This window comes from Xenorhabdus koppenhoeferi (assembly GCF_900116635.1).
GTDB classification, from domain to species: domain Bacteria; phylum Pseudomonadota; class Gammaproteobacteria; order Enterobacterales; family Enterobacteriaceae; genus Xenorhabdus; species Xenorhabdus koppenhoeferi.
Map to the genome: position 1 here is coordinate 22,430 of NZ_FPBJ01000006.1, position 24,177 is coordinate 46,606.

Sequence of the window (24,177 nt, forward strand, 5' to 3'; positions counted from 1 at the left end):
TCATCATGAACATTAAAAAGTCATTACTTTTAGTGGGATTGACTACTTTTGGTTCAATCTCATTATCTGGTACTGCTGAAGCAACTACTCTCCACGGATATATCGATTCCCCACCAAGCAGAGCACTTTTATGCGCTAAACTTACTAACAAAAATTGTGGGCCTGTTATGTATGAGCCACAATCTGTTGAAGGCTCTAAAGGTTTTCCACAAAGTGGGCCACCTGATGGGAGCATTGCCAGTGGTGGAGTTAGTCAATTCAATCAACTCAACGAACAGAGTGCAGATCGCTGGCATCATGTCGCAATTAATAAAGGCACTAACACTTTTTCATGGACATTAACAGCCCTGCATAGCACTACTTCATGGCAATTTTTTATTACCAAACCGGATTGGGACCCAAATAAACCTCTCACCCGTGCACAATTTGATTTAAATCCTTTCTGTGAACGTTTTGATGATGGAAAAAAACCATCTCAGAATGTCTCTTTAACTTGTGATGTACCAGAACGTTCAGGATACCATGTCATTCTCGGTACATGGACAATTGCAGACACTAATAATGCTTTCTATCAAGTTATTGATGCTGATATTAAATAGTGTTTTTTAGTTGCATTCATATTTTTATTCATAATTAATTAGTCACATTAAAAATAATAAACATGAAAAGTGCTGATAGAATGCCAGCACTTTTTCCTAATAAAACAAAAATAATTTTATATAGGATACGCTTACCAATTTACCTTACTTAATAAAAAAATGAAAAAATCAACTATACTTAGAATTGCCAGGCCAACAGACAATCTCGTTGGAATTTCAGCTATACCCAATGGATTTCAAGATGCAGCACGACGGCAAGGGAATGACCCCCCAGGAGCATAGCTAACTATGTGACTGGGGTGAGTGAGCGCAGCCAACAAAGCTGCAACTTGAAAGACGACGGGTATATGTACTGTAAAGGCTTAAATTTCACTATACTAATCGAATTTAAAAATCACGATAATTTTGATGGCATCATGTTAGGCTATCCTAATCACTCCTGGCATCTAGAATTTACTCATCATCAGAATACTCATGTTGGAAAGGCTCCAACAAAAGATAATTTATGATAAAAAAGTAAGCTTATCAATAACCTTTTCACTAATCTCCATCTCCGCTATTAATTTGCGTGTCAGGTTAATATGCGAATCCAAGAAACCAATATACTTTAATTTTGTAGATTCATATGAAACATCAATAATGATATTTGAAGTTACGTTAAACTGTAAGCCGGTACCGTAATATGCATTGGTATTTTTTCAAAATTTTCACTTCATTTTTTAAGTTGTGGCATTATTAACAATGTCACAACTTAAATTTTGTTCAACTCAGATAGATTGAATAATAAATTATGAGTTATGATCGAAGTATTTTTCGATTAATGCATAGAGAATAGCAATAGTTTCTATATCAGCTATACCGTCATAGAATGATGGACGGAAGTGTATTTGGAATGCTCTGATTAATAATTGAAAGTTTTTGTCTTCTTTCGCTCCTGAAACATCATATCCATAACGTTTCAATTTTTCTAAAATTTCAATACGATCAGGCAGACAGTGATCGAATTGTTCAATATATTTATGCTTAATCTCTTCGTCATACCATGCCCCAATTCCTGCATCATATAGCTCTTTCCACGGGAATGAAGGGCCTGGATCGGATTTTCTTTTCCAAGAAATATCTGAATGCCCTACGATATGAGTAGGGGTAATATCTGGATAACGTTGCAAAATATTAATGGTTAATTCTTTAACAGCGTCAATTTGATCAGGATTATAAGGGGGAAACGTGAAAATGCCACCATTATCACTAGCTTCATTCACAATTTCAATACCAATAGATGTATCATTTAACCCTGACCGCCCTGCCCAACTGCTAGCTCCGGCATGCCAGGCCCTTTCGAGTTCATCCACTAAACTGAATATATGAACTTCATTAAATCCGGCAGCCCGATAGGTCAGATCATCTGGATTTGGGACTAAATAATGGGCACTAACAAAATTTCCCGTCAATGCTTTAATGGATTTTTCAAAATTCAGAGCAGTGTAGTGCATAACTAAGAAGCGGGAACGCCTGTTAAAGCTTTTGAGCGAACGATACAAATTATAATCAATCTTATACATCATTGTTTTCCTTTATTAGCCTGTATTAGATTTACAACTTAATTTCAATATCTGTCAATGGGTGACAGCTACAAGGTAAAATTTCCCCTTCATTGACAAACGCCAATGGTTTGCAAGGATATCCCACTTTCCCTTTTACCAAACGAACACGGCAAGAACCACAATACCCCTGACGGCACTGGTATTCAATCTGCATTCTTTCCTGTTCTAATGCTTCCTCTAATGCTTCCAGTAAATTACTGTGGAGATCCGAAGAATAACGGATGGATAAACCCTGCCATGACGGCAGGGTAATTTTGTAATCAGCCATATCAGAGTTCGAAACTGCTGAGATCTTCAGTATTGACTTCCGAATCAATCTGACCAACCAAGTAAGAACTGACTTCGACTTCCTGTGGAGCCACTTGAACATTATCGGAAACCAGCCACGCATTGATCCAAGGGATTGGATTAGAGCGTGTTTCAAACGGCAATTTCAGGCCAACTGCCTGCATACGAATATTGGTGATATATTCGACATATTGGCACAGGATATCTTTGTTCAGACCAATCATGGAACCATCTTTGAACAGATAATCAGCCCACTCTTTTTCCTGCTCCGCGGCTTCTACAAACAGATCGTAACATTCTTGTTCACACTCTTTGGCAATCTCCGCCATTTCAGGATCATCCTGACCAGAGCGCAGCAGGTTCAGCATATGCTGAGTTCCGGTTAAATGCAGAGCTTCATCACGAGCAATCAGTTTGATAATCTTAGCGTTACCTTCCATCAATTCACGTTCGGCAAAAGCAAATGAACAGGCAAAGCTGACGTAGAAGCGGATAGCTTCCAAGGCATTAACGCTCATCAGGCATAAATAAAGCTGCTTTTTCAATGCACGAAGGTCAACAATGACTGTTTTACCCGCAACACTGTGTGTTCCTTCACCCAACTGATGATAGTAGTTAGTCATTTTGATCAGATCGTCATAAAACGCAGAAATATCCTTAGCGCGTTTTAAAATCTGGTCGTTTTCCACGATATCGTCAAACACGATAGAAGGATCGTTGACGATATTACGGATAATGTGCGTATAAGAACGCGAGTGAATCGTTTCTGAGAACGACCACGTTTCAATCCATGTTTCCAGTTCTGGAATGGAAATCAGCGGCAGGAAAGCCACATTCGGGCTACGACCCTGAATGGAGTCCAGCAGCGTTTGATATTTCAGGTTGCTAATGAAAATGTGTTTCTCGTGATCTGGCAGCGAGTTATAGTCAATACGATCACGGGAAACGTCTACTTCTTCTGGACGCCAGAAGAAAGAGAGTTGTTTTTCGATCAGCTTTTCAAAAATAGGATATTTTTGTTGATCGAAACGTGCCACGTTCACAGACTGACCGAAAAACATCGGTTCCTGTAACTGATCATTTTTTACTTGCGAAAAAGTAGTATAGGACATAGCTTCCTCAAATTAAATCTTACACGCGCCGCCTTCACAATCGGAATCAGCAAACTCAACTACTTCTTCCAGATCACCTTGAACATCTTCTGCCCCATCACGGGTATTGTGGTAATACAGTGTTTTTACACCATATTTGTAAGCGAGCAATAAATCTTTCAGCAATTGGTTCATCGGAACCTTGCCATTAGGGAAACGAGCCGGATCATAGTTAGTATTGGCAGAAATTGATTGATCGATAAATTTCTGCATTATTCCTACCAGTTGCAGGTAGCCATCATTGCTCGGCATCTGCCACAACAATTCATAAGCCCCCTTCAGAAGCTCATAATCCGGTACAACTTGGCGCAGAATACCGTCTTTTGATGCCTTCACACTGATATAGCCACGCGGTGGCTCAATGCCATTCGTTGCGTTAGAGATCTGTGAAGATGTCTCTGATGGCATCAATGCAGATAATGTTGAGTTACGCAGACCATACTGTTTAATATTACTGCGCAGAGCTTCCCAATCCATGTGCAGAGGTTCACTGGTCAGCGTATCTAATGTATTTTTGTAAGTATCGATCGGCAGAATGCCTTGTGAATATGTAGTTTCACTAAACCACGGACAAGATCCCCTCTCTTTCGCCAACTCATTTGAAGCTTTCAACAGATAATACTGAATAGCTTCAAATGTTTTGTGGGTCAGATTATTAGCGCTGCTATCGGAATAACGCACGCCATTTTTCGCCAGATAATAAGCGAAGTTAATCACACCGATACCCAGAGTACGGCGCCCCATTGAGCCTTGTTTCGCTGCAACAATTGGATAATCTTGATAATCCAACAGAGAATCCAACGCACGGACTGCCAACTCTGCCAGTTCTTCCAATTCAGTCAAATTTTCGATAACGCCTAAATTGAAAGCAGACAATGTACACAACGCAATTTCGCCATTTTCATCGTTAATATTGTTCAATGGCTTGGTTGGCAGTGCAATTTCTAAACACAGATTCGATTGACGAACAGGCGCAATGGCCGGATCAAATGGACTATGAGTATTACAGTGGTCAACGTTCTGGATATAAATGCGCCCCGTTGAAGCACGTTCTTGCATCATCAATGAAAACAGCTCAACCGCTTTAATGCGCTCTTTGCGGATATTGCTGTCGCTCTCATATTGGGTATACAAACGCTCAAACTCATCCTGATCCGCAAAGAAAGCATCATATAGTCCCGGAACATCAGACGGACTGAACAGAGAAATGTCTTCTCCTTTTATCAGGCGCTCATACATCAGTTTATTAATTTGTACACCGTAATCCATGTGGCGGACGCGGTTGCCTTCAACACCACGGTTGTTTTTCAGTACCAGCAGGCTCTCAACTTCTAAATGCCATATAGGGTAGAACAACGTTGCTGCACCGCCACGAACCCCACCCTGAGAACAGGATTTTACCGCTGTCTGGAAATGTTTGTAGAATGGAATACAGCCTGTGTGGAAGGCTTCACCGCCACGAATTGGGCTGCCCAATGCACGGATACGACCCGCGTTCACACCAATGCCAGCACGCTGGGATACATATTTTACAATTGCGCTGGATGTCGCATTGATAGAATCCAGACTATCACCACATTCAATCAGGACACAGGAACTAAACTGACGAGTCGGTGTACGAACCCCCGCCATAATCGGCGTTGGCAACGAGATTTTAAAGGTGGAAACCGCATCATAGAAGCGACGGATATAGTCCAGACGCGTTTCTTTCGGATAAGAAGAAAATAGGCACGCAGCAACCAAAATGAAGAGGAACTGAGCACTTTCGTAAATTTCACCAGTTACACGGTTTTGTACCAGATATTTTCCTTCCAGCTGTTTAACAGCTGCATAGGAGAAATTCATATCACGCAAATGGTCAATGAAACTGTCCATTTGCTCGAATTCTTCTTTGGAATAGTCTTCCAGCAAATGTTTGTCGTATTTACCCAAATCAACCATACGTATAACATGGTTGTATAGCGCAGGTGGTTCAAACTGACCATACGCTTTTTTACGCAGGTTAAAGATAGCCAGACGCGCCGCCAAATACTGATAATCAGGCGCATCGCCAGAGATCAGGTCAGCCGCAGCTTTGATCATGGTTTCATGGATATCGGATGTTTTGATGCCATCGTAAAATTGAATCTGGGAACGCAGTTCTACTTGTGATACTGAGACATTTTTCAGACCTTCGGCAGCCCAGGCAACAACCCGGTGAATTTTATCAAGATCAATTTGTTCTTTATGTCCATCACGTTTGGTAACTAGCAGACTCTGGTTCATAGGGAAATACACCTTCTCTCTTTTCGTATCTCACCTATACCGTCTTTCTTGACCTATTGACAGCACGATACACCCAGAATGGCCGAGGGCCAATTGGGGCTTTGGCAACTGTAAGTTACTATTTCGTTCGCTACTACTTGTTTCGTTACTGTTCGTTACTATAGGATGACAAGAAACACAATATATAGTGGGTAATTAAAACGGTAATAACAAGATAATGTTAAATTCGCATTTTATCAAGTGCACAAAATCGGACAGTTTTGTGGATAACTTGAGGATTAATTTTGCCAAAGAGCCGATAACCTGCGTAGTTACTTGATGTTACTTTCATAAGGCTATCGGCGAAACAGGAAAAATAAAATCTTAAAAAAATATCTAGTTGTTGTTTTATTGATCCCTTAATTGTGGCTTTTAACTGATTGAGTATGCAGGATGTAGTTCACGTCTACATTGTGTCCAAGACGAAATTTATCTGTCAATGGGTTGTAATGTAATCCAATGATATGTTGATCTTTCAACGTAGTTTTATCAACCCAATGAATTAATTCAGAAGGACGAATAAATTTTTTCGCATCATGTGTGCCTTTCGGCACCATATTCAAAATATACTCAGCACCGATAACGGCCATAAGCCATGCTTTCCGGTTACGGTTAATCGTTGAAAAGAACACATGACCGCCCGGTTTTACTAATTTGGCGCAAGCATGAACCACTGATTCAGGGTCTGGTACATGCTCAAGCATTTCCATGCATGTCACGACATCATAATCATACGGGTGCTGCTCGGCGTGATTTTCTACCGTTTCCTGCACATAAGAGATGGAAATACCTGATTCCAGAGCATGTAAACGAGCAACTTGCAAAGGCTCAAATCCCATATCCAACCCTGTCACTTCCGCGCCTTCACGAGCCATGCTTTCTGACAGGATGCCACCGCCGCAACCAACATCCAGCACTTTCTTGCCAAAAAGGCCATCAGCATGTTGCAGGATATAGTTTAAACGCAGTGGATTTATTCGGTGCAGTGGCTTGAATTCACCTTCAAGATCCCACCAACGGTAAGCAACGGCTTCAAATTTTTCGATTTCCTGTTGATCCACATTAGCATGGGTCCGAATATGTGAATTGGTAGTTTTGATATTCATCAGCGATATCGCTCCTGGGAACTGCTTCACAGAAAACTGCTTCACAGAAAATGTAACAGTATTATGGGGATGTGTGACAGAAAAACTATTATACATGCCTTAATCTTGAAATACCCGCATCTGGTTTTTATAAAACTGCCAATTTGTGGTATAATTCTAACCCTTTGAATTCGGAGTATGAGGGACAGTGGCTCCATGAGCGACATTGCCAGAGAAATCACACCGGTCAACATCGAAGAAGAGCTGAAAAGCTCATATCTGGATTATGCGATGTCCGTTATTGTTGGACGCGCACTTCCAGATGTTCGGGATGGACTGAAGCCAGTACACCGCCGCGTACTTTTCGCGATGAATGTATTAGGAAATGATTGGAATAAACCTTATAAGAAATCTGCCCGCGTTGTTGGAGATGTTATCGGTAAATATCATCCACACGGTGACAGCGCTGTTTATGACACGATTGTTCGTCTGGCACAACCATTCTCTATGCGTTACATGCTGGTTGACGGTCAGGGGAACTTTGGGTCAGTAGATGGCGATTCTGCGGCAGCGATGCGTTATACCGAAGTACGCATGGCAAAAATTGCCCATGAATTGCTGGCGGATTTGGAAAAAGAAACTGTCGACTTTGTGCCTAACTATGATGGCACAGAACAAATCCCAGAGGTGATGCCAACCCGTATCCCCAATCTGTTGGTAAATGGCTCATCAGGGATTGCGGTAGGTATGGCAACCAATATCCCGCCTCATAACTTATCTGAGGTGATTGACGGCTGTCTGGCTTATATTGATGATGAAAACATCAGCATTGAAGGCCTGATGGGATATATTCCTGGCCCTGACTTCCCTACGGCTGCCATTATCAATGGTCGTCGTGGCATTCAGGAAGCCTATCGTACTGGTCGCGGTAAAATTTATATCCGCGCCCGCGCAGAAGTTGAAGCTGACGGAAAAACTGGCCGCGAAACCATTATCGTCAATGAGATCCCCTATCAAGTTAACAAAGCCCGACTGATCGAAAAAATCGCTGAACTGGTAAAAGAGAAGCGTATTGAAGGGATCAGTGCACTGCGTGACGAATCTGATAAAGATGGGATGCGCATTGTTATTGAAGTAAAACGCGATGCCGTTGGTGAAGTTGTTCTGAACAATCTCTATTCACTGACCCAATTACAAGTTTCATTTGGTATTAACATGGTTGCCCTGCATCAAGGGCAGCCAAAATTACTTAACCTGAAAGATATACTTTCTGCGTTTGTTTGCCATCGTCGTGAAGTTGTCACCCGCAGAACGATTTTTGAACTGCGCAAAGCCCGTGAACGTGCTCATATTCTTGAAGCACTTGCTATCGCACTGGCGAATATTGACCCTGTTATCGAACTGATCCGCCGTGCTTCTACTCCGACAGAAGCTAAAGCAAGCCTGGTTTCTCAGCCCTGGGAATTGGGTAATGTTGCCGCCATGCTGGAACAAGCCGGGGATGACGCAGCGCGTCCGGAATGGCTGGAACCGGAGTATGGTATTCATGACAGTAAATATTATCTGACTGAACAACAGGCGCAGGCAATTTTGGATCTGCGTCTGCAAAAATTGACCGGTCTGGAACATGAAAAACTACTCGATGAATATCGTGAACTGCTGAAAGCCATTGCTGAACTGTTGTTCATTTTGGAAAATCCAGAACGCTTGATGGAAGTTATTCGTGAAGAGTTGCTGGCTATCAAAGAGCAGTATAACGATGCCCGCCGAACTGAACTGACGGAAAATTCCGCAGATATCAATATCGAAGACCTGATTAATCAGGAAGATGTTGTTGTCACTCTATCTCATCAGGGATACGTGAAATATCAGCCATTATCTGACTACGAAGCCCAACGTCGTGGTGGTAAGGGTAAATCAGCTGCGCGCACCAAGGAAGAAGACTTTATTGAGCGCCTGCTGGTGGCTAATACCCACGATACCATTCTCTGCTTCTCAAATAATGGCAAGATGTACTGGATGAAGGTATATCAATTGCCAGAAGCCAGCCGTGGTGCCCGTGGTCGTCCGATTGTCAATCTGTTGCCATTGGATCAGAATGAACGCATTACAGCTATTTTGCCAGTGCGTGAATATGAAGATGGGTTAAATATCTTCATGGCAACGGCAAGCGGTATCGTTAAGAAAACCAAACTCAGTGAATTCAGTCGTCCACGCAGTGCTGGTATCATCGCAGTGAATCTAAATGAAGGAGATGAACTGATCGGTGTTGACCTGACTGATGGCAACAATGAAGTCATGCTCTTCTCTGCGCAAGGTAAAGTCGTTCGTTTCCTTGAAGAAGAAGAAGAAACACTGGAAGACGGCACTATTCGTGTGAAAGGTGTTCGTGCAATGGGACGTACCGCAACCGGAGTTCGCGGTATCAAACTCAGCCAAGGCGATAAAGTTGTTTCTCTGATCATTCCTCGTGGGAAAAGTGAAATCCTGACTGTCACCGAGAATGGTTACGGAAAACGTACTGCTGAAGGTGAATATCCAACCAAATCCCGTGCAACTCAAGGGGTTATTTCCATCAAAGTCAGCGAACGCAATGGTAACGTGATCGGAGCAATTCAAGTAGAACCGACTAATCAGATCATGATGATTACTGATGCGGGTACATTAGTGAGAACCCGAGTTTCTGAGGTTAGTGTTGTTGGTCGTAATACGCAAGGAGTTACTCTCATCCGTACTTCTGAAGACGAAAAAGTTGTTGGCTTGCAGCGTGTTGCTGAACCTGATGACGAAGATGAGGATGGCAATACAGCAAGTTCCTCTGATGAAGAACATAACAGATCAGAAGAACAAGAATAATTAATTTACCTTAATCTAATTCTGTTAATCCATAACAATAAAGCAGGCACATAAATGCCTGCTTTTTTTGCACAATTTTTGACGATGAATTAGCAAGAGTTAAATGCTACTTTGTATTCCCTGCTACACTAGTATATGCTGTGAATAGTTATTATTAATCATAATCTTCGTCAGGCGATCTCTTGAGATATTTATCTTCTTTTCGGACGTCATTAAAAATATCCCGTTATCTTTTTCGGGTGCTCGGATTTATGCTATGGGCACTCGGTGCCTTACTAACCACTTTTTATTTGGTAAATTTTTTTAATGAGGTCAAATCAGATATTCGTCAAGACTACAATTCAAACTACGATATAGCATTTACTTTTATGCGAGGCATCACTAATATCTTACATGATATACAATATACGACTGAGAAACATTTATCACAATCAAATGGGAAAGATATAGTAATTATTACCCCTCCACATAATAACAATACTGTCTCATACACTTCCCTGAATGCAAATTCTAATTGTGATCTCTTACAGAAAAAATCACATGAACAGTTAAGCTCATTAAATAACTTGATTTCATTTTGGACCCAAAATATTTCTGCTATGCGTGGGGTGAATGAGATTTTTTTCATTGAAACACAGAGTATGTGCATGGTGAATTTAAGTGCCCGTAGCAGCATAATAATATCCGACCCACTAAAAAAAGAACTATACGAGAATACCCGCAAACTCACCATACAGAAAGATCAAGCAAAAGAGCAGTCTATCTTTTGGATCATGCCGTATTCAAGAATAGATACTGGTACTCTTTATGTCATTACACCAGTTTATGCCAATGGACAAATCGCAGGTGTAATTGGTTTCGAAAAATCAATCAAGCTAAAACTATTTCTGCAAAAAAGGGAAAGACCTGTAACTATACATATACTAAATAATACTGGAGATGTCGAATTACAATATCCAGTCCAAACTACTGATAGTAGCCAACCTGCTATGAAATTCAACATGTTGTCTAATTATTTTGGATATAATGAAAATCTTACTTCTTTAATATTAATACGGCGTTTATCACCGTCCGCATTACATGTAGCCTATACGTTATCACTAAAATATATCTACAATGAACTTAGAGCCAAAGCAATTAATAGCATTATATTAAATATTATTTCTGCAATCTCAATTATCTTTTTTGTCTGGTTATTTGAGAGAAAAATGTTTTCTCCAGCAGAAGATAATGCTATCCGTCTTGAAGAAAACGAACAATTTAATCATAAAATAGTCGCATCTGCTCCTGTAGGAATAAGTATTTTAAGAGTCAGTGACGGCGTTAATATTTTAAGTAATGAGCTTGCGCATAATTATATCCGAATGCTGACATATAAAGATCAAAAACGCATTGTCGATATTATTTGTGATAAAAAAAGCAGTTATATTGATATTGTCACTAGTAGTAATAATCATTTGCAAATTAGTTTTGTTCATTCACGCTATCGTAATGAAGAAGTTGCAATCTGTGTACTAATAGATGTTAGTACTCGTGTAAAAATGGAAAAATCATTACAAGAAATGGCTTCTGCCGCAGAACAAGCCAATCAGGCAAAATCAATGTTCCTTGCAACCGTCAGCCATGAATTAAGAACACCTCTATATGGAATTATTGGTAATCTGGAGTTAATACAATCTCATTCATTGCCATCAGAATCTATACGATTGCTGACAACAATGAATAATTCATCATCACTATTACTGAAAATCATTAGCGATATTCTCGACTTCTCTAAAATAGAATCAAAGCAGTTGAAAATTGACCCTAGGGATTTCAATTGCAGAGAAGTTATATCACATGTAATTTCAAACTATCTTCCCCTGATCACAAAAAAAGGACTAGGATTATACTGCTATATTGAGCCAAATGTTCCCGATGTTATCCGCAATGATCCAGTAAGATTACAACAAATCATCTCTAACTTACTGAACAACGCAATTAAATTTACCGCATCAGGTTGTGTTGTCATTGAAATTACTTCAAAGCATAGCTATCTGTATGTCAGTATCAAAGATACTGGGCTTGGCATCGATGATAAATTACAATTCCAACTATTTGAGCCATTCTTCCAAATTAGTGCCAATAAAGAAAATGCTTCACAAGGTACAGGATTGGGGTTAGCTATTTGTGAAAAACTCATCAATTTGATGGATGGTGATATTGAGTTTGTTTCACAAAAATATGTTGGCAGCATTTTTTCCATCCGTATCCCTCTATATGGGGTTAAATATCATGCTAAAAAAATGTCCGGACAGCGTGCTCAGAAAAAGATTTTACTGGCTGTTCGCAATGATTTTATGGAAAAATATTTACAAGATTTTTTCTTACAATATCATTTCCAAGTCATTATATACGATGGGAGTAAAATAGATGGTACAGAGATATTCATCAGCGATCAATATAACAAGAACAACATTTCTGTCTATTGCTATATAGAAATATCAGAAAAACATATTGGCCCACCGAAACAGATTCAAGAAAATTATTGGTTGTATAATACTTATGAGCTGAGTGAATTAGATAGTATGTTGGATAACCTGCTGACAACGCATAACCTCATTCCCATAAGTGCTGTATCAACCTCTCCCGCTGCATCTAAAACTATTCAAACAGATACTCGTTTAAATACAGTGAAAGTACTGGTTATTGATGATCACCCTATTAATCGGCATTTGCTGACCGACCAATTGAATTCCATAGGATTCAATACATCAATGGCGAATGATGGCATTGATGCCATTGAGTATCTCAAAAACAATTCAACCGATATTATTTTAACAGATGTGAACATGCCAAATATGGATGGATATGAACTTACACAATACTTGAGGGATAAAGGTTACACTAAACCAATTATCGGTATTACTGCCAATGCTCTTGCAGAAGAAAAACAACGTTGTACCAACGTAGGGATGGATAATTGTTTATCAAAACCTGTTTCACTCGCAATATTGAAAAATGTACTAATAGAATATATTAATATTAAAAATAAGATGTATTGATCATGAAAATAGCAGAAAATCGGTAACCCCTGCTACCGATTTTCTATTTAGGAGGATAACTCATTAACTATTTACCAATATCTTTGTTAATAGTCACAGAGGACAAATAGTTAAGCAGTGCAATATCGTTATCAACTCCCAGTTTTAGCATAGCTGATTTCTTTTGACTACTAATCGTTTTAATACTGCGATTGAGTTTCTTAGCGATATCAGTGACAAGAAGTCCCTCAGCAAATAAACGCAAAACTTCACTCTCTTTTGGAGATAAACGTTTATCCCCGTAACCATTAGCATTCACTTTTTCCAGCAATTTAGAAACACTTTCCGGTGTAAATTGCTTTCCTTTCTGCAAAGCAGAAAGTGCTTTAGGCAAATCAGTCGGAGCCCCCTGCTTTAACACAATCCCCTCAATATCAAGTTCAAGTATAGCGCTTAAAATAGCTGGATTGTTGTTCATTGTAAGAACAATAACAGACAATGCTGGATAATGGCGTTTAATATATTTTATCAAGGTAATGCCATCACCATATTTATCCCCAGGCATTGACAAATCTGTAATGAGAACATCTGCTTCTATATGTGGCAAACTATTAATGAGCGTTGTTGAATTTTCAAATTCACCGACGACATTAATCCACTCAATTTGTTCAAGTGACTTGCGGATGCCAAACAAAACAATAGGATGGTCATCAGCAATAATGACATTAAGGTTATTCATATTATTGGTTACCTTGTTGCAACAGCTTTGTGACAAAGGAATCAATGAGGCTGATGCTATTTTTGATTTCTACTTCATTATTGTCTGCTATGTGTTTTTCCAATGCCTCACATGATGACCTAAGAAACTTAAAATCTAACATAGCAAACGCACCCTTAAGGCGGTGTACCGTTTGCGAAAGTGATATCAAATCATGTAGTTCTACATCAGTATACAGCTTAGTAATATCCATAGGTACTGTCTCTATAAATAATTTACCATAGTCACTGTTTGCTAACTGAATCTGATAACTCTTGAGAGCATTATCGATATTACTATAAATATTATCAAATAAATCAATATTCTCTAAGAAATTGGCATTATCAGCAGAATCATATACAGGCTGAGAGATTTCAGTAATTTCTCTGGATTCATCTAAACTAAAATTTTCTTCAATCAAAAACGATATTGCATTGATAACAGCATCAACAAGATTGTAATTGCACTGAACCAAGCCTGGTCTCACTTGCTTGAATCCTGCTAAGTTACCTACTAATAATATAGCTGGTTTTTCCTCGTTGTATTGCTTATCAGTAAGTATAATATCGTATTCTTCAGTAATATTCTCTTTGCTTTTATCAAAATATGCTGCACCATAATTATTGAGGTAAGAGTGGATTATCTTGTTGACCTCAGGGTTATTGATATCAATTAAAACTGTAATCCCTTCCAAAAGCTGAGGTGTCTCACCATTTTCATTATCATGCTGCAACAATGGCAGACTGATAACATAATGTGTACCCAATCCCAACTTACTTTTAATCTCAAGACTTCCATCCATTCTTTTGCATAGTTGATTACATAAATAAAAAGTCATGCCTGAGTTAGTCGAATACTTATCTTCTACTAACTCATTCAGGAAAGGATAATTCAAACTGGTCAAATCTATTTCATTCAAACCAGAGCCACTATCCATCAGTTCAATCTGAATATGATTATCATATTTACCAGAACTATTAACAGTCAATGATATTTTACCATAACTGGTCGTTGTCATTGAATAATAAAATAATAATATAATGATTTTACGTACTGCAAAAGTGTCTCCAATGAATAAAGATTCATAAGGAATATTAAAATGATAATAAAATTTCAAACCTTTAGCATTTAAGATCGGTAAAGAGGCTTTAAAAATATTTTCCAACAGTGGAGACAGAGGAAATATTTCATGTTCCGGCTTCCAATCACCTAACTCCAACCCATTGAGTAAAGAAATATTTTCAATCCATTCAGTAATATATTGAGATTTATTCAATAACTTATCCAGCAGCTTCTGTTCATTCTCATCTTTTGATAGCTGCTTCAATTGGATAGCAATATCATTCATTCCTTTAATTGGATGTTTTATTTCATTATTAATATTTGAAAGCATTGAACGCCTAACTTGAATACTTTTATCATATTCCCTGTTAGCAAGTTGTAATTGTTTATTAACCATAACTTCCTTATCCTTGTCCTGTAGCAAAAATAGATAGGTCTCTGGCAATAATCTGTTGTTATACATTTTCACTTCATAAATCATCTCATCAATAGAAGTTTGAATTACTCCATGATGTTGTTGTGCCATCATTATAACTTTATTCAAATCTAGATGGGGTATCAATCGCTCTGCGATTTTATTGCTCATTACTATCTGATTTTCTTCAGAATCATAGACTAGTAATCCAATAGGGATATTGGAGACAATATCACTATTCAGAGCATCCTTAATTTTCAATTCATGATCCATAGAGGCATTCGGAGCAATATAGCGCCGACGGATATAAAACAACCCACTCAGTGAGAACAAAAAGAAAATCAATATTGAAAGTAAAAGCCAGACGTTTCTGAACAATAAATCCACAATCAGTGTTTGCAGCGGAACCTGATAGATCAATCTATACGGCATTATATTAAGAGGTTCAGAAAACTCTAACCAAAAACCAGTCAATGAAGCTCCCATTTTATTTGAGCTATCAGATTCATCTGGATCAATTGGGCTTAGGAGAAAATTTGCTGGTGACATATCAACCGATAAGAGGTTATTAATAGGCAAATCAAAAGCAATAATAGTGGTTAATTGCCCAGCTGCATTAAATGCGGCTTTATAGGTATAGAAATAAATATTATCACCACGCAGTACATTGATATTAGAAATGCTTTCTTTTTCCTCCAGTGTAATAGATTGCTCCAACATCTCTGTCCGTTTAGTCTCAGGAGTCAGAGTCAGATAACTCTCCTTTAATCTTATTTCTGGTTTTAAAATCGAATGAGTCGTTACCAGAAGTAAATTATTGTCCTGCCCATTGAGATAATACATAGACAAGTATTCACTACGGGAACCCCAGAGAATTTCCAGATAAGTAGAAAGACGCTGAGCGAATTGAATACTCAAATCGTTGTAAGGGCCAAAAATAATTGTATCAACAGCCTGATTGTGATTTTCTAACCAATAGACATTGGGACGAATTTTTAACAATGATGTTGTCTCCCGAGAGGAGATTGGCTGAATATTAGATTGTGATTGCTCGAAGATATGATTTGCGTGATAACGATAATTTCCGATCTGTAACCTCATCTTCGCTACTACGCTACTGATAGCATATTTTTTCTCCATCAGCCAAATATCAAAATAGTTATACCCGAATAAAAATAGAGACATGAAAAGCAAAGTAACAAATAACGCGTAAAAACGAGGAATAGCAGATGGCTTGATAGGTGATTGTTTATACATTCTTTGGATAATTACCTTTAGCATGAATATATTTTGATCAACAGGACATGAATTGTATATAAATAAGCCAATAAACTGAACTTAATACTAGCAGGTTAATGAACGAAAAGGCCATTACAGATCGAAGATTAAGCAAACAGCAAAAAAACGTGTTTTTTTTCTTTAGGGACTAGACACATCCAAACGATATAGGCATAATTTCGCGCCATGGAAGGATGGCCGAGCGGTCGAAGGCAGCGGTCTTGAAAACCGCCGATGGGAAACCATCCTAGAGTTCGAATCTCTATCCTTCCGCCAAATTTCGCCGGCTTAGCTCAGTTGGTAGAGCAACTGACTTGTAATCAGTAGGTCACCAGTTCGACTCCGGTAGCCGGCACCAACTTAAGGTTTCTTGAAGTCCAGTCAAGTAAATCACCTAAAATAAAATTACGCCGAATTAACCACATAGGTTATTTCGGCGTATTTTTTAGTCTATTGCAATCAATATGCAGCAAGGGGCATAATCAGTGGCACCTACACTTCGATTATAAGTATGCCCCATAAAATGAAACTAAACGCACGACAAATCGAAACTGCAAAACCCAAAGAGAAAACCTATAAACTGACTGACGGTGGCTGCCTGTATCTGGAGGTCACTTCACACGGCGCTAAATATTGGCGCATGAAGTACTACCGCCCGACTGATAAAAAAGAAGACCGGCTGGCTTTTGGTGTCTATCCGATTGTTTCCCTGGCTGATGCACGAGCCAAGCGAGACGAAGCCAAGAAATTGATTGTACAAGGGATTGATCCCAAAGCAGAGAAAAAAAGAGCACAATCTGAATCGAAGGGAGCATACCCCTTCGAGCGCATCGCCCGTGAGTGGCACGCCAGTAAAAAACAGTGGAGTAAAAACCACAGTAACCGGGTGTTACACAGCCTTGAGAATTACATTTTTCCCCATGTCGGTTCTCTTGATGTAGGCACATTAAGAACCAGCCAGCTATTAGCCCCAATCAAAGCCGTTGATGCTGATGGCAAGCATGACACCGCCCAGCGATTGCAACAACGTGTGACGGCCATCATGCGTTACGCTGTCCAGAATGACGTTCTTGAGTCCAACCCCGCCAATGATATGGCGGGTGCACTTACTACCGTAAAATCCCGTCATCACCCCGCCCTGCCCCATGAATATTTACCTGATTTTCTCACCCGCCTTTCTCGTTATCGTGGCCGTGTAATGACCCGGATCGCGGTGGAACTGACGCTACTCACGTTTGTCCGCTCCAGTGAGTTGCGGTTTGCGCGCTGGGAAGAAATCGACCTTACAAGGGCTGTCTGGAAAATTCCCGCCACAAGGAAGCCCATTAAAGGCGTCAAATTCTCTGAACGTGGCATGAAAATGAAAACCGAGCACACTGTGCCGTTGAGCCGTCAGGCTGTCGCTCTTATCAAAACCCTGCATGGACTCAGTGGCGATTGTGAGGTGATGTTCCCCCATAACCATGATTCAATGAAAGTCATGAGTGAAAATACCGTGAATAACGCCTTGCGTGTTATGGGCTATGACACCCAAACCGAAGATACCAAATATCGGAAAACTATCAGTGAGAAGGTTAACCAACTTGAAACCTTTCCCGCAGTGACACTGGATATCAAGAAGCTTCATGATCTTGATAACCAGTACAGACTACGGGTTGGCGAATACAGGATAATCTTCGAAATCACTGATGGCAAACCGGTTATCTGCTCGATAATGGCAATCAAACGGAGAACATCGACAACGTACCAGGCGGGGTAATCCGCCATTTCCTCATTATTAAATTCACCGCGACTCTTAGCCCCCCGGATGAATACATGAAAATGCAATACATAAATGATGAAACAGGAAAACCGCAATATGTTGTCCTGCCAGTAGCTGAATACGAAAAACTTATCAGCACAAAGGAAAATTGGGAGGATGTGCCATACACCCCATCAAAATACGATGATGTGACCGTGCCTAACGGAGTCGTGTCTATCATGGTTGACCAAGATGTTTCTATCCTAGCAGCCTGGCGCATCTATCGTGGGCTATCTCAGTACGAAGTAGCTGAAAAGCTCAACACAGCTCAATCAACCGTGTCTCAGTGGGAGGCGTCAGATCGACCACAAAAACGCACACGAGAAAAACTGGCTGCACTATACAACTGTACTCCAGAACAACTAATTCCATAACCCAACGACCCCACTCAGAGGACGCATTTGGGACATGAAAGTTTCAAGAACCCGCTATTTCCCGTAATCATCCGGTGAGATAGCGGGTTTTTACTTTATCAGCATATGTCTCCCCGGATCTGAACATTTTGACATCTCATATCCTTTAAATTAATCCTTTATTATTTGCTGCTCATTCCCTAATCATATAGTCTATGATTGCAAATTATCTATACTTGTCATTTTTATCTTCCTCTATACCAAGGCTATTAATTTCGTAATTATTTATTTACACCTTATGTATCATAAATTTGACAGCCACAAATCAATCATTTAACCTGCCAGTTTTATAACTATTTTTCAACATAATCATAAGACGAGGATCGCGTGAAGGATCGCACTATTGGCAGTATTTTTATTGTCGCTGGAACGACGATTGGTGCGGGAATGCTAGCAATGCCATTGGCAGCGGCGGGTGTAGGTTTTGGAACTACATTTGCTATATTAGTCGCCCTATGGGCATTGATGAGTTATACAGCACTCCTGCTTGTGGAAGTTTATCAACATAGTAAATTTGACACAGGGCTGGGAACGATTGCAAAACGCTATCTTGGATTCGGTGGGCAAGTTTTGACCGGTTTCAGTATGCTTTTCCTGATGTATGCTCTGACAACGGCTTATATCAGTGGTGCAGGAGCATTACTGTCAGCAAGCTTATCTTCCTGGTTAGATAAACCCATTTCTGTCTCTGTCGGGATTATTACTTTTACTATTATTGCTGGCGGTGTTGTCTGTATCGGCACCCACTCTGTTGACTTGATTAACCGCTTGCTGTTTACTGCCAAAATCATTTTTTTGGTGATCGTACTCGCTGTAATGATGCCACATGTTGATAAAATTAACTTAGTATCCATGCCCATTGAGCAAGGATTAGTGCTATCCGCTATTCCGGTAATTTTTACTTCATTCGGATTTCATGGCAGTGTGCCAAGCATCGTTTCCTATATGGGAGGAGACACCAACAAACTACGAAAGATTTTTATTATCGGCAGTGCTATTCCACTTGTCGCTTACATCTTGTGGCAATTGGTAACGCTCGGGGCCATTTCTTCAAATACTTTTGTCGGTATTCTCGCACAACAATCCGGTCTGAATGGTTTCTTACAAGCAGTCAGAGAAATTATCGCTTCACCGAGAGTAGAGCTTGCTGTCCATCTGTTTGCTGATCTCGCATTAGCAACTTCATTCCTTGGCGTTTCTCTTGGATTGTTTGATTATCTTGCTGACCTGCTAAAACGTCGTAATCATGTCAAAGGACGTTTACAAACTGGATTGACGACATTTGCCCCTCCATTACTTTGTGCTCTCTATTACCCTGACTTTGTTATGGCACTGACATTTGCCGCTGTCGCTCTTTCCATTCTGGCATTATTATTACCTTGTCTGCTGGTTTGGCATAGCCGAGAGGAAAACGAGGGAGGATATCGTGTCAAAGGAGGTAAACCTGCCTTAGTATTTATCTTCCTGTGCGGGATTGGAGTTATCGCAATTCAAATTGGCATCGTGACAGGTATGCTGCCGAAAGTTGGTTAATTTCCGCATTTAAAAATATTCGCATCAATATTGATGCGGATATTTTTATAAATTCATTAGAAACTGACACCAGCACCGATATAAAAACCATCAGAAACTTTGTTACTGCGGTTACCATTCTTTCCTTTTATATTAATAACACGGTAACCGCCATCTATACTGAGAGGTTTGAAAAGAGTGTACCGAAGCCCCCCGGCAGCTTCAGTATAAGAATCCATTCCTGACATTAATCCTGATGGCGAACCGTAAGCTTCACCATACAGAGAAAGCGAAGATGTTACAGCCCAACTGAAACCAATACCTCCTGCCAACGCTGCTCCATCTTTTCCATCTTTGGGAGATAAGTAAAGTGCCTTACCACCAACTTTTGCCGTTAATGGTCCAAAAGGCAAACCAAAAGCCAAACCTAAACTACCCAATTGACCATTATGATCACTGCGAGTCCAATTACCATTTAGAGATAACCCCGCATTTTTATCACCAATTCCCACAGATGTGCTCGTATTGTGCTTACCTACCTGTATATCTGCGGAAATTGCATTTGCTGAACCAGTTACAAAAAGTAAACTGGCTGCTGCGCTGACAGCAATAAAACCTTTCATATTTTTGTCCTTTCTTAATTAGTGAATGCCAATATAACCTGAGACATTTTACTAGAATCCTCGTCACGACATAGATAGCAGAAGCAATGTAACATCTAGATTTATCAAGATATGTAAATAACATAACTATTAAGTAGGTCGTACTATTCATTAGTATACTATTTATGCTTGGACTATCCTTTCCATCACCCACTGTTTAACCTGTTGTCGTGAGATTTTTACTCCACCATCTTTCAATGGTGCAGGTAATAGATAGCAAGCTACAGGGCGCTGAAAAGCGGCGAGTTTATCCGAGAGCCAATCAATAAGTATCTCTGGCAGTAGAGGATATTGTGTATCAATAACGGCCACTGGCCGATGACCAAATTCAATATCAGGTATGGGAACAACAACACTTTGTTCTATTTGAGGATGTTGGTTAATGATTCGTTCAATATCTTCCGGCTGAATACCTTCACCGCCACTGAAAAACTGATTATCAAGGCGGCCTAAAATCCGTAATTCCCCGTATTCGAACACACCCCGATCACGTGTCGAAAACCATCCTTCATCATCCGTAAGCGGTTTTAATTCTCCATCAAACCAATAGCCACTGGCGATACTGTCAGCTCGGATCTGAATTTCTTCATTCACTAATCGAATGGATTTTCCGGGAAGTGAATGGCCTACACCCGGTAATCCATCAGCCCTTTTTGCGCAAACAGTTGATGCTATTTCTGTCAGCCCATAGCCACACCAACAATCAATTCCCGACTGTTCTGCCTGTTGAGTCAATTCCGTTGGGATCATCGCACCACCCAGTAACACCTCTTTTAACATCAATTGAGGTTCCGGCGGCTGACTCAGTAAACGCCAAAGCTGAGTAGGGACAAGCGATGCATGGGTACAACCAGATAGTGCTTGATTCAATGGATGTAAATTCCGCAATACCAATTTTGCACCTGTTTGCAACCAGCGCCAGAGAATGCCCTGACCGGAAACATGAAACAACGGTAATGAAAGAAGCCAACTATCATTTGGCTGAAAATCCATGCAAGACAAAATACCTTGCGCACTGGCAAGATGTGCCCCGATGGAATGCACCGCAGCCTTAGGTAATCCAGATGAACCAGAGGTCAAGATCATGCTGGCAGGGCGTTGACATTTCCACAGTGCCATATGTTGTTCAGATGTTTCTGGCAATATTTGTTGCCAGTTTAGTTCCCTGACTTGAATGGCTGGTGAAGGTGAATCAGTAAAATCCACACCATAATCCAGATTAAGATGGGGTAATAGTTTCGCCAATAATGGTTCAGGTAATTGGGGATTCAGGGGCAAGACTCTTGCACCACATCGCAACGCTGCCAGATAACACAGCAGGAATTCAGCGCTATTCTTGCCTCTGAGAACGATACCACTACCTTCAGAAAGCCCTTGTTGATAAAAGCTGGCAGCAATGGCGCTGACTTTTTGCGTTAATTGCTGCCAGCTTAGCGGCTCATCATATAACTGAATAGCCTGCTTGTGAGGATAGACCGTCGCCCAATGCTGCCACGGCCATTGTATCCACTCAGTTACTGGCATTCATGGCTCCATACCGTTACCAGCTGATCTAACGTAATACACGGAATGTCACTATCTGGCCAGCGACGGATAAGCTGGGACTGAATAAGATCCAGTGTATCCAAACCTGGCAGAGAGCCGGGTGTCAACCAATGAGCCAGGCGAGCCAATTGCGTCAATCCAAAGCTGGATTCAATGCTAGAGCTAATGATTGCTTCCAGCCCTAACTGATGCGCCTCTGTGATCAATTGACGGCAACGGACAATACTGCCTACCAATGTCGGCTTAATGATGATGGCAGAAACTCCCTCTTGTACTTCCACGGTGAAACCCGCTTCACGCACACTTTCATCCCATGCAATGGAAATACCTGTCTCACGGGCAAATGCCAGCGATTCTTCACGGGTTTTACAAGGTTCTTCGACAAAAGCAATTCTCTGACGATAATCCGGGTTGACGTATTTAGCAAAACCATCTGCTTTTAAGCGTGTCCAGCTGCGGTTAGCATCTAATCTTAGCCGGAGATCGGGAACAGCTTCCAACATAACATTTACTATCATGCCATCCCGCACAGCTTCGTATAATCCCACTTTGACTTTTGCAATTTTCTGGCCCGCCATATTTCCCAAACGCAGAATCACATCATCAGGATCACCGGTGCATAGCGATGCTTTACGATAATTGGCTTCTTCAGGCAGTTCTTCCTGCAATTCAGCCAATGCACAACTGAGTCCAAAAGCAACGGAAGGCAATTTACTGTCTTTTAATTGATTATTTAGTCCGACTTTGTTCTGGCACCATTGTTGCAGCCATTCCACTGTCGCTGTTTTTGCCTGTTCAAGCGTTTCACGGCTAAATTCCGGCAATGGAGAAATTTCGCCCCAGCCATTCCGCCGATTTTCCTGTAAATGAACCAGAAAACCATCACGGGTTTTCAGGCGTTGGTAACGGAGAATAACGCCTGCCTCCATTGGCAGGCTGAATTGATATAAGGTCGCTTTACGCATTACGGATTACGCTTGAATTTACTGAAATCAGGGTGACGTTTTTCATTGAACGCATTGCGCCCTTCCTGCCCTTCTTCCGTCATATAAAACAACATGGTGGCATTCCCCGCCAACTCCTGCAAACCCGCCTGACCATCACAATCTGCATTCAATGCGGCTTTCAGGCAACGCAACGCCATTGGGCTGTTTTCCAGCATTTCGCGGCACCAGCGCACAGTCTCTTTTTCCAATTCAGCGTAAGGCACAATCTGATTGATCAACCCCATATTCAGAGCTTCTTCGGCGTTATACTGGCGACAAAGGAACCAAATTTCCCGGGCTTTTTTCTGTCCTACTATCCGCGCCATATAAGATGCGCCCCATCCACCGTCAAAGGAACCAACTTTAGGGCCTGTCTGACCGAAAATAGCATTATCCGCTGCAATGGTCAGATCACACATCAGATGCAACACATGCCCACCACCAATAGCATATCCTGCAACCATAGCAACAACAGGTTTCGGACAGGTGCGGATCTGGCGTTGAAAATCCAGGACATTCAGGTGATGCATTCCACCATCATCTTTATAGCCACCATAGTCACCACGGATTTTTTGATCTCCTCCGGCACAAAATGCCTTTTCTCCCATACCAGTCAGAATAATTGTGCCAATTTCCTCATCATAACGTGCATCTGCCAATGCCTGAATCATCTCTTTAACAGTCAGAGGACGAAACGCATTGCGTACCTGAGGACGATTAATCGTAATTTTAGCAATACCATCTGAGGACTTATGGTAGAGAATATCTTCAAACCCTTGAGAACAATTTTGCCATTCAATGAGGGAATACAATTTTTCTTCGCTTGGGTAACGCAT

18 protein-coding genes and 2 tRNA genes are annotated in these 24,177 nt (G+C 40.7%); 9 read left to right on the top strand and 11 right to left on the bottom strand.

Annotation, left to right across the window (positions count from 1 at the left end):
- The first annotated feature begins 5 nt into the window (after positions 1-5).
- Both BM329_RS03155 and BM329_RS15270 read left to right on the top strand, forming a co-directional pair.
- Complete coding sequence (locus BM329_RS03155) at positions 6-599, top strand: lytic polysaccharide monooxygenase (RefSeq protein ID WP_092548785.1); 594 nt, start codon at positions 6-8, stop codon at positions 597-599.
- A 347-nt stretch (positions 600-946) separates the two neighbouring features.
- The gene (locus BM329_RS15270; protein ID WP_422643805.1) at positions 947-1,108 is read left to right on the top strand and encodes a hypothetical protein; all 162 of its coding nucleotides are present in this window, start codon (positions 947-949) and stop codon (positions 1,106-1,108) included.
- 279 nt (positions 1,109-1,387) lie between these two features.
- On the opposite strand, the gene BM329_RS03165 is transcribed toward BM329_RS15270, so the two are convergent.
- The 5 genes from BM329_RS03165 to ubiG all read right to left on the bottom strand — a co-directional run bounded on the left by BM329_RS03165 (position 1,388) and on the right by ubiG (position 7,052).
- Positions 1,388-2,161: an N-acetylmuramoyl-L-alanine amidase gene (locus BM329_RS03165; RefSeq protein ID WP_092548789.1), complete on the bottom strand. Its 774-nt coding sequence runs from the start codon at positions 2,159-2,161 to the stop codon at positions 1,388-1,390.
- 31 nt (positions 2,162-2,192) lie between these two features.
- Positions 2,193-2,471 (bottom strand): class I ribonucleotide reductase maintenance protein YfaE, encoded by a 279-nt coding sequence (gene yfaE, locus BM329_RS03170; RefSeq protein ID WP_092548792.1) that lies wholly within the window; start codon positions 2,469-2,471, stop codon positions 2,193-2,195.
- 1 nt (position 2,472) lies between these two features.
- Positions 2,473-3,603: a class Ia ribonucleoside-diphosphate reductase subunit beta gene (gene nrdB / locus BM329_RS03175; RefSeq protein ID WP_092548795.1), complete on the bottom strand. Its 1,131-nt coding sequence runs from the start codon at positions 3,601-3,603 to the stop codon at positions 2,473-2,475.
- Positions 3,604-3,615: 12 nt separating this feature from the next.
- Complete coding sequence (nrdA, locus tag BM329_RS03180) at positions 3,616-5,907, bottom strand: class 1a ribonucleoside-diphosphate reductase subunit alpha (RefSeq protein ID WP_092548798.1); 2,292 nt, start codon at positions 5,905-5,907, stop codon at positions 3,616-3,618.
- A gap of 398 nt (positions 5,908-6,305) precedes the next feature.
- The gene (gene ubiG / locus BM329_RS03185) at positions 6,306-7,052 is read right to left on the bottom strand and encodes a bifunctional 2-polyprenyl-6-hydroxyphenol methylase/3-demethylubiquinol 3-O-methyltransferase UbiG (RefSeq protein ID WP_092548801.1); all 747 of its coding nucleotides are present in this window, start codon (positions 7,050-7,052) and stop codon (positions 6,306-6,308) included.
- 195 nt (positions 7,053-7,247) lie between these two features.
- On the opposite strand from ubiG, the gene gyrA reads away from it, so the two are divergent.
- Complete coding sequence (gene gyrA, locus BM329_RS03190) at positions 7,248-9,887, top strand: DNA topoisomerase (ATP-hydrolyzing) subunit A (protein ID WP_092548804.1); 2,640 nt, start codon at positions 7,248-7,250, stop codon at positions 9,885-9,887.
- Between the two features lie 182 nt (positions 9,888-10,069).
- On the top strand, positions 10,070-12,931 hold the full coding sequence (rcsC, locus tag BM329_RS03195; protein WP_092548807.1) for a two-component system sensor histidine kinase RcsC: 2,862 nt from the start codon (positions 10,070-10,072) through the stop codon (positions 12,929-12,931).
- Between the two features lie 67 nt (positions 12,932-12,998).
- Here rcsC and rcsB read toward each other — a convergent pair whose 3' ends face one another.
- A complete protein-coding gene (rcsB, locus tag BM329_RS03200) occupies positions 12,999-13,649 on the bottom strand; it encodes a response regulator transcription factor RcsB (RefSeq protein WP_092548810.1) in 651 nt (216 codons plus the stop codon).
- Position 13,650: 1 nt separating this feature from the next.
- Positions 13,651-16,401 carry a phosphotransferase RcsD gene (gene rcsD, locus BM329_RS03205; RefSeq protein ID WP_092548813.1) on the bottom strand — a complete coding sequence of 917 codons (2,751 nt, stop codon included), beginning with the start codon at positions 16,399-16,401 and terminating at the stop codon, positions 13,651-13,653.
- Positions 16,402-16,610: 209 nt separating this feature from the next.
- On the opposite strand from rcsD, the gene BM329_RS03210 reads away from it, so the two are divergent.
- The 5 genes from BM329_RS03210 (at position 16,611) to tyrP (ending at position 20,169) form a co-directional block, all read left to right on the top strand.
- Positions 16,611-16,698, top strand: a tRNA-Ser gene (locus tag BM329_RS03210).
- 6 nt (positions 16,699-16,704) lie between these two features.
- A tRNA-Thr gene (locus tag BM329_RS03215) sits at positions 16,705-16,780 on the top strand.
- 165 nt (positions 16,781-16,945) lie between these two features.
- A complete protein-coding gene (locus tag BM329_RS03220; RefSeq protein WP_143101201.1) occupies positions 16,946-18,181 on the top strand; it encodes a phage integrase central domain-containing protein in 1,236 nt (411 codons plus the stop codon).
- Between the two features lie 56 nt (positions 18,182-18,237).
- Positions 18,238-18,597: a helix-turn-helix domain-containing protein gene (locus tag BM329_RS03225; protein WP_092548816.1), complete on the top strand. Its 360-nt coding sequence runs from the start codon at positions 18,238-18,240 to the stop codon at positions 18,595-18,597.
- Between the two features lie 426 nt (positions 18,598-19,023).
- Positions 19,024-20,169, top strand: coding sequence for a tyrosine transporter TyrP (tyrP, locus tag BM329_RS03230; RefSeq protein WP_339351652.1), 1,146 nt, complete (start codon positions 19,024-19,026; stop codon positions 20,167-20,169).
- A 56-nt stretch (positions 20,170-20,225) separates the two neighbouring features.
- Here tyrP and BM329_RS03235 read toward each other — a convergent pair whose 3' ends face one another.
- The 4 genes from BM329_RS03235 to menB all read right to left on the bottom strand — a co-directional run bounded on the left by BM329_RS03235 (position 20,226) and on the right by menB (position 24,177).
- The gene (locus tag BM329_RS03235; protein WP_092548822.1) at positions 20,226-20,771 is read right to left on the bottom strand and encodes a YfaZ family outer membrane protein; all 546 of its coding nucleotides are present in this window, start codon (positions 20,769-20,771) and stop codon (positions 20,226-20,228) included.
- 162 nt (positions 20,772-20,933) lie between these two features.
- A complete protein-coding gene (gene menE, locus BM329_RS03240) occupies positions 20,934-22,334 on the bottom strand; it encodes an o-succinylbenzoate--CoA ligase (protein WP_092548825.1) in 1,401 nt (466 codons plus the stop codon).
- Complete coding sequence (menC, locus tag BM329_RS03245; RefSeq protein WP_092548827.1) at positions 22,325-23,320, bottom strand: o-succinylbenzoate synthase; 996 nt, start codon at positions 23,318-23,320, stop codon at positions 22,325-22,327. Before menC ends, menE begins: the two co-directional genes overlap by 10 nt.
- Positions 23,320-24,177, bottom strand: a complete 858-nt coding sequence (menB, locus tag BM329_RS03250) for a 1,4-dihydroxy-2-naphthoyl-CoA synthase (protein WP_092548830.1) — start codon at positions 24,175-24,177, stop codon at positions 23,320-23,322. The genes menC and menB overlap by 1 nt, the downstream gene beginning before the upstream one ends.

Excerpts from the sequence above, each read along its gene's own strand:
- BM329_RS03155 (WP_092548785.1), top strand. The coding sequence starts at position 6 with ATGAACATTAAAAAGTCATTACTTTTAGTGGGATTGACTACTTTTGGT.
- BM329_RS15270 (WP_422643805.1), top strand. The coding sequence starts at position 947 with ATGTACTGTAAAGGCTTAAATTTCACTATACTAATCGAATTTAAAAAT.
- BM329_RS03165 (WP_092548789.1), bottom strand. The coding sequence starts at position 2,161 with ATGTATAAGATTGATTATAATTTGTATCGTTCGCTCAAAAGCTTTAAC.
- yfaE (WP_092548792.1), bottom strand. The coding sequence starts at position 2,471 with ATGGCTGATTACAAAATTACCCTGCCGTCATGGCAGGGTTTATCCATC.
- nrdB (WP_092548795.1), bottom strand. The coding sequence starts at position 3,603 with ATGTCCTATACTACTTTTTCGCAAGTAAAAAATGATCAGTTACAGGAA.
- nrdA (WP_092548798.1), bottom strand. The coding sequence starts at position 5,907 with ATGAACCAGAGTCTGCTAGTTACCAAACGTGATGGACATAAAGAACAA.
- ubiG (WP_092548801.1), bottom strand. The coding sequence starts at position 7,052 with ATGAATATCAAAACTACCAATTCACATATTCGGACCCATGCTAATGTG.
- gyrA (WP_092548804.1), top strand. The coding sequence starts at position 7,248 with ATGAGCGACATTGCCAGAGAAATCACACCGGTCAACATCGAAGAAGAG.
- rcsB (WP_092548810.1), bottom strand. The coding sequence starts at position 13,649 with ATGAATAACCTTAATGTCATTATTGCTGATGACCATCCTATTGTTTTG.
- rcsD (WP_092548813.1), bottom strand. The coding sequence starts at position 16,401 with ATGTATAAACAATCACCTATCAAGCCATCTGCTATTCCTCGTTTTTAC.
- BM329_RS03220 (WP_143101201.1), top strand. The coding sequence starts at position 16,946 with ATGAAACTAAACGCACGACAAATCGAAACTGCAAAACCCAAAGAGAAA.
- BM329_RS03225 (WP_092548816.1), top strand. The coding sequence starts at position 18,238 with ATGAAAATGCAATACATAAATGATGAAACAGGAAAACCGCAATATGTT.
- tyrP (WP_339351652.1), top strand. The coding sequence starts at position 19,024 with ATGCTAGCAATGCCATTGGCAGCGGCGGGTGTAGGTTTTGGAACTACA.
- BM329_RS03235 (WP_092548822.1), bottom strand. The coding sequence starts at position 20,771 with ATGAAAGGTTTTATTGCTGTCAGCGCAGCAGCCAGTTTACTTTTTGTA.
- menE (WP_092548825.1), bottom strand. The coding sequence starts at position 22,334 with ATGCCAGTAACTGAGTGGATACAATGGCCGTGGCAGCATTGGGCGACG.
- menC (WP_092548827.1), bottom strand. The coding sequence starts at position 23,320 with ATGCGTAAAGCGACCTTATATCAATTCAGCCTGCCAATGGAGGCAGGC.
- menB (WP_092548830.1), bottom strand. The coding sequence starts at position 24,177 with ATGCGTTACCCAAGCGAAGAAAAATTGTATTCCCTCATTGAATGGCAA.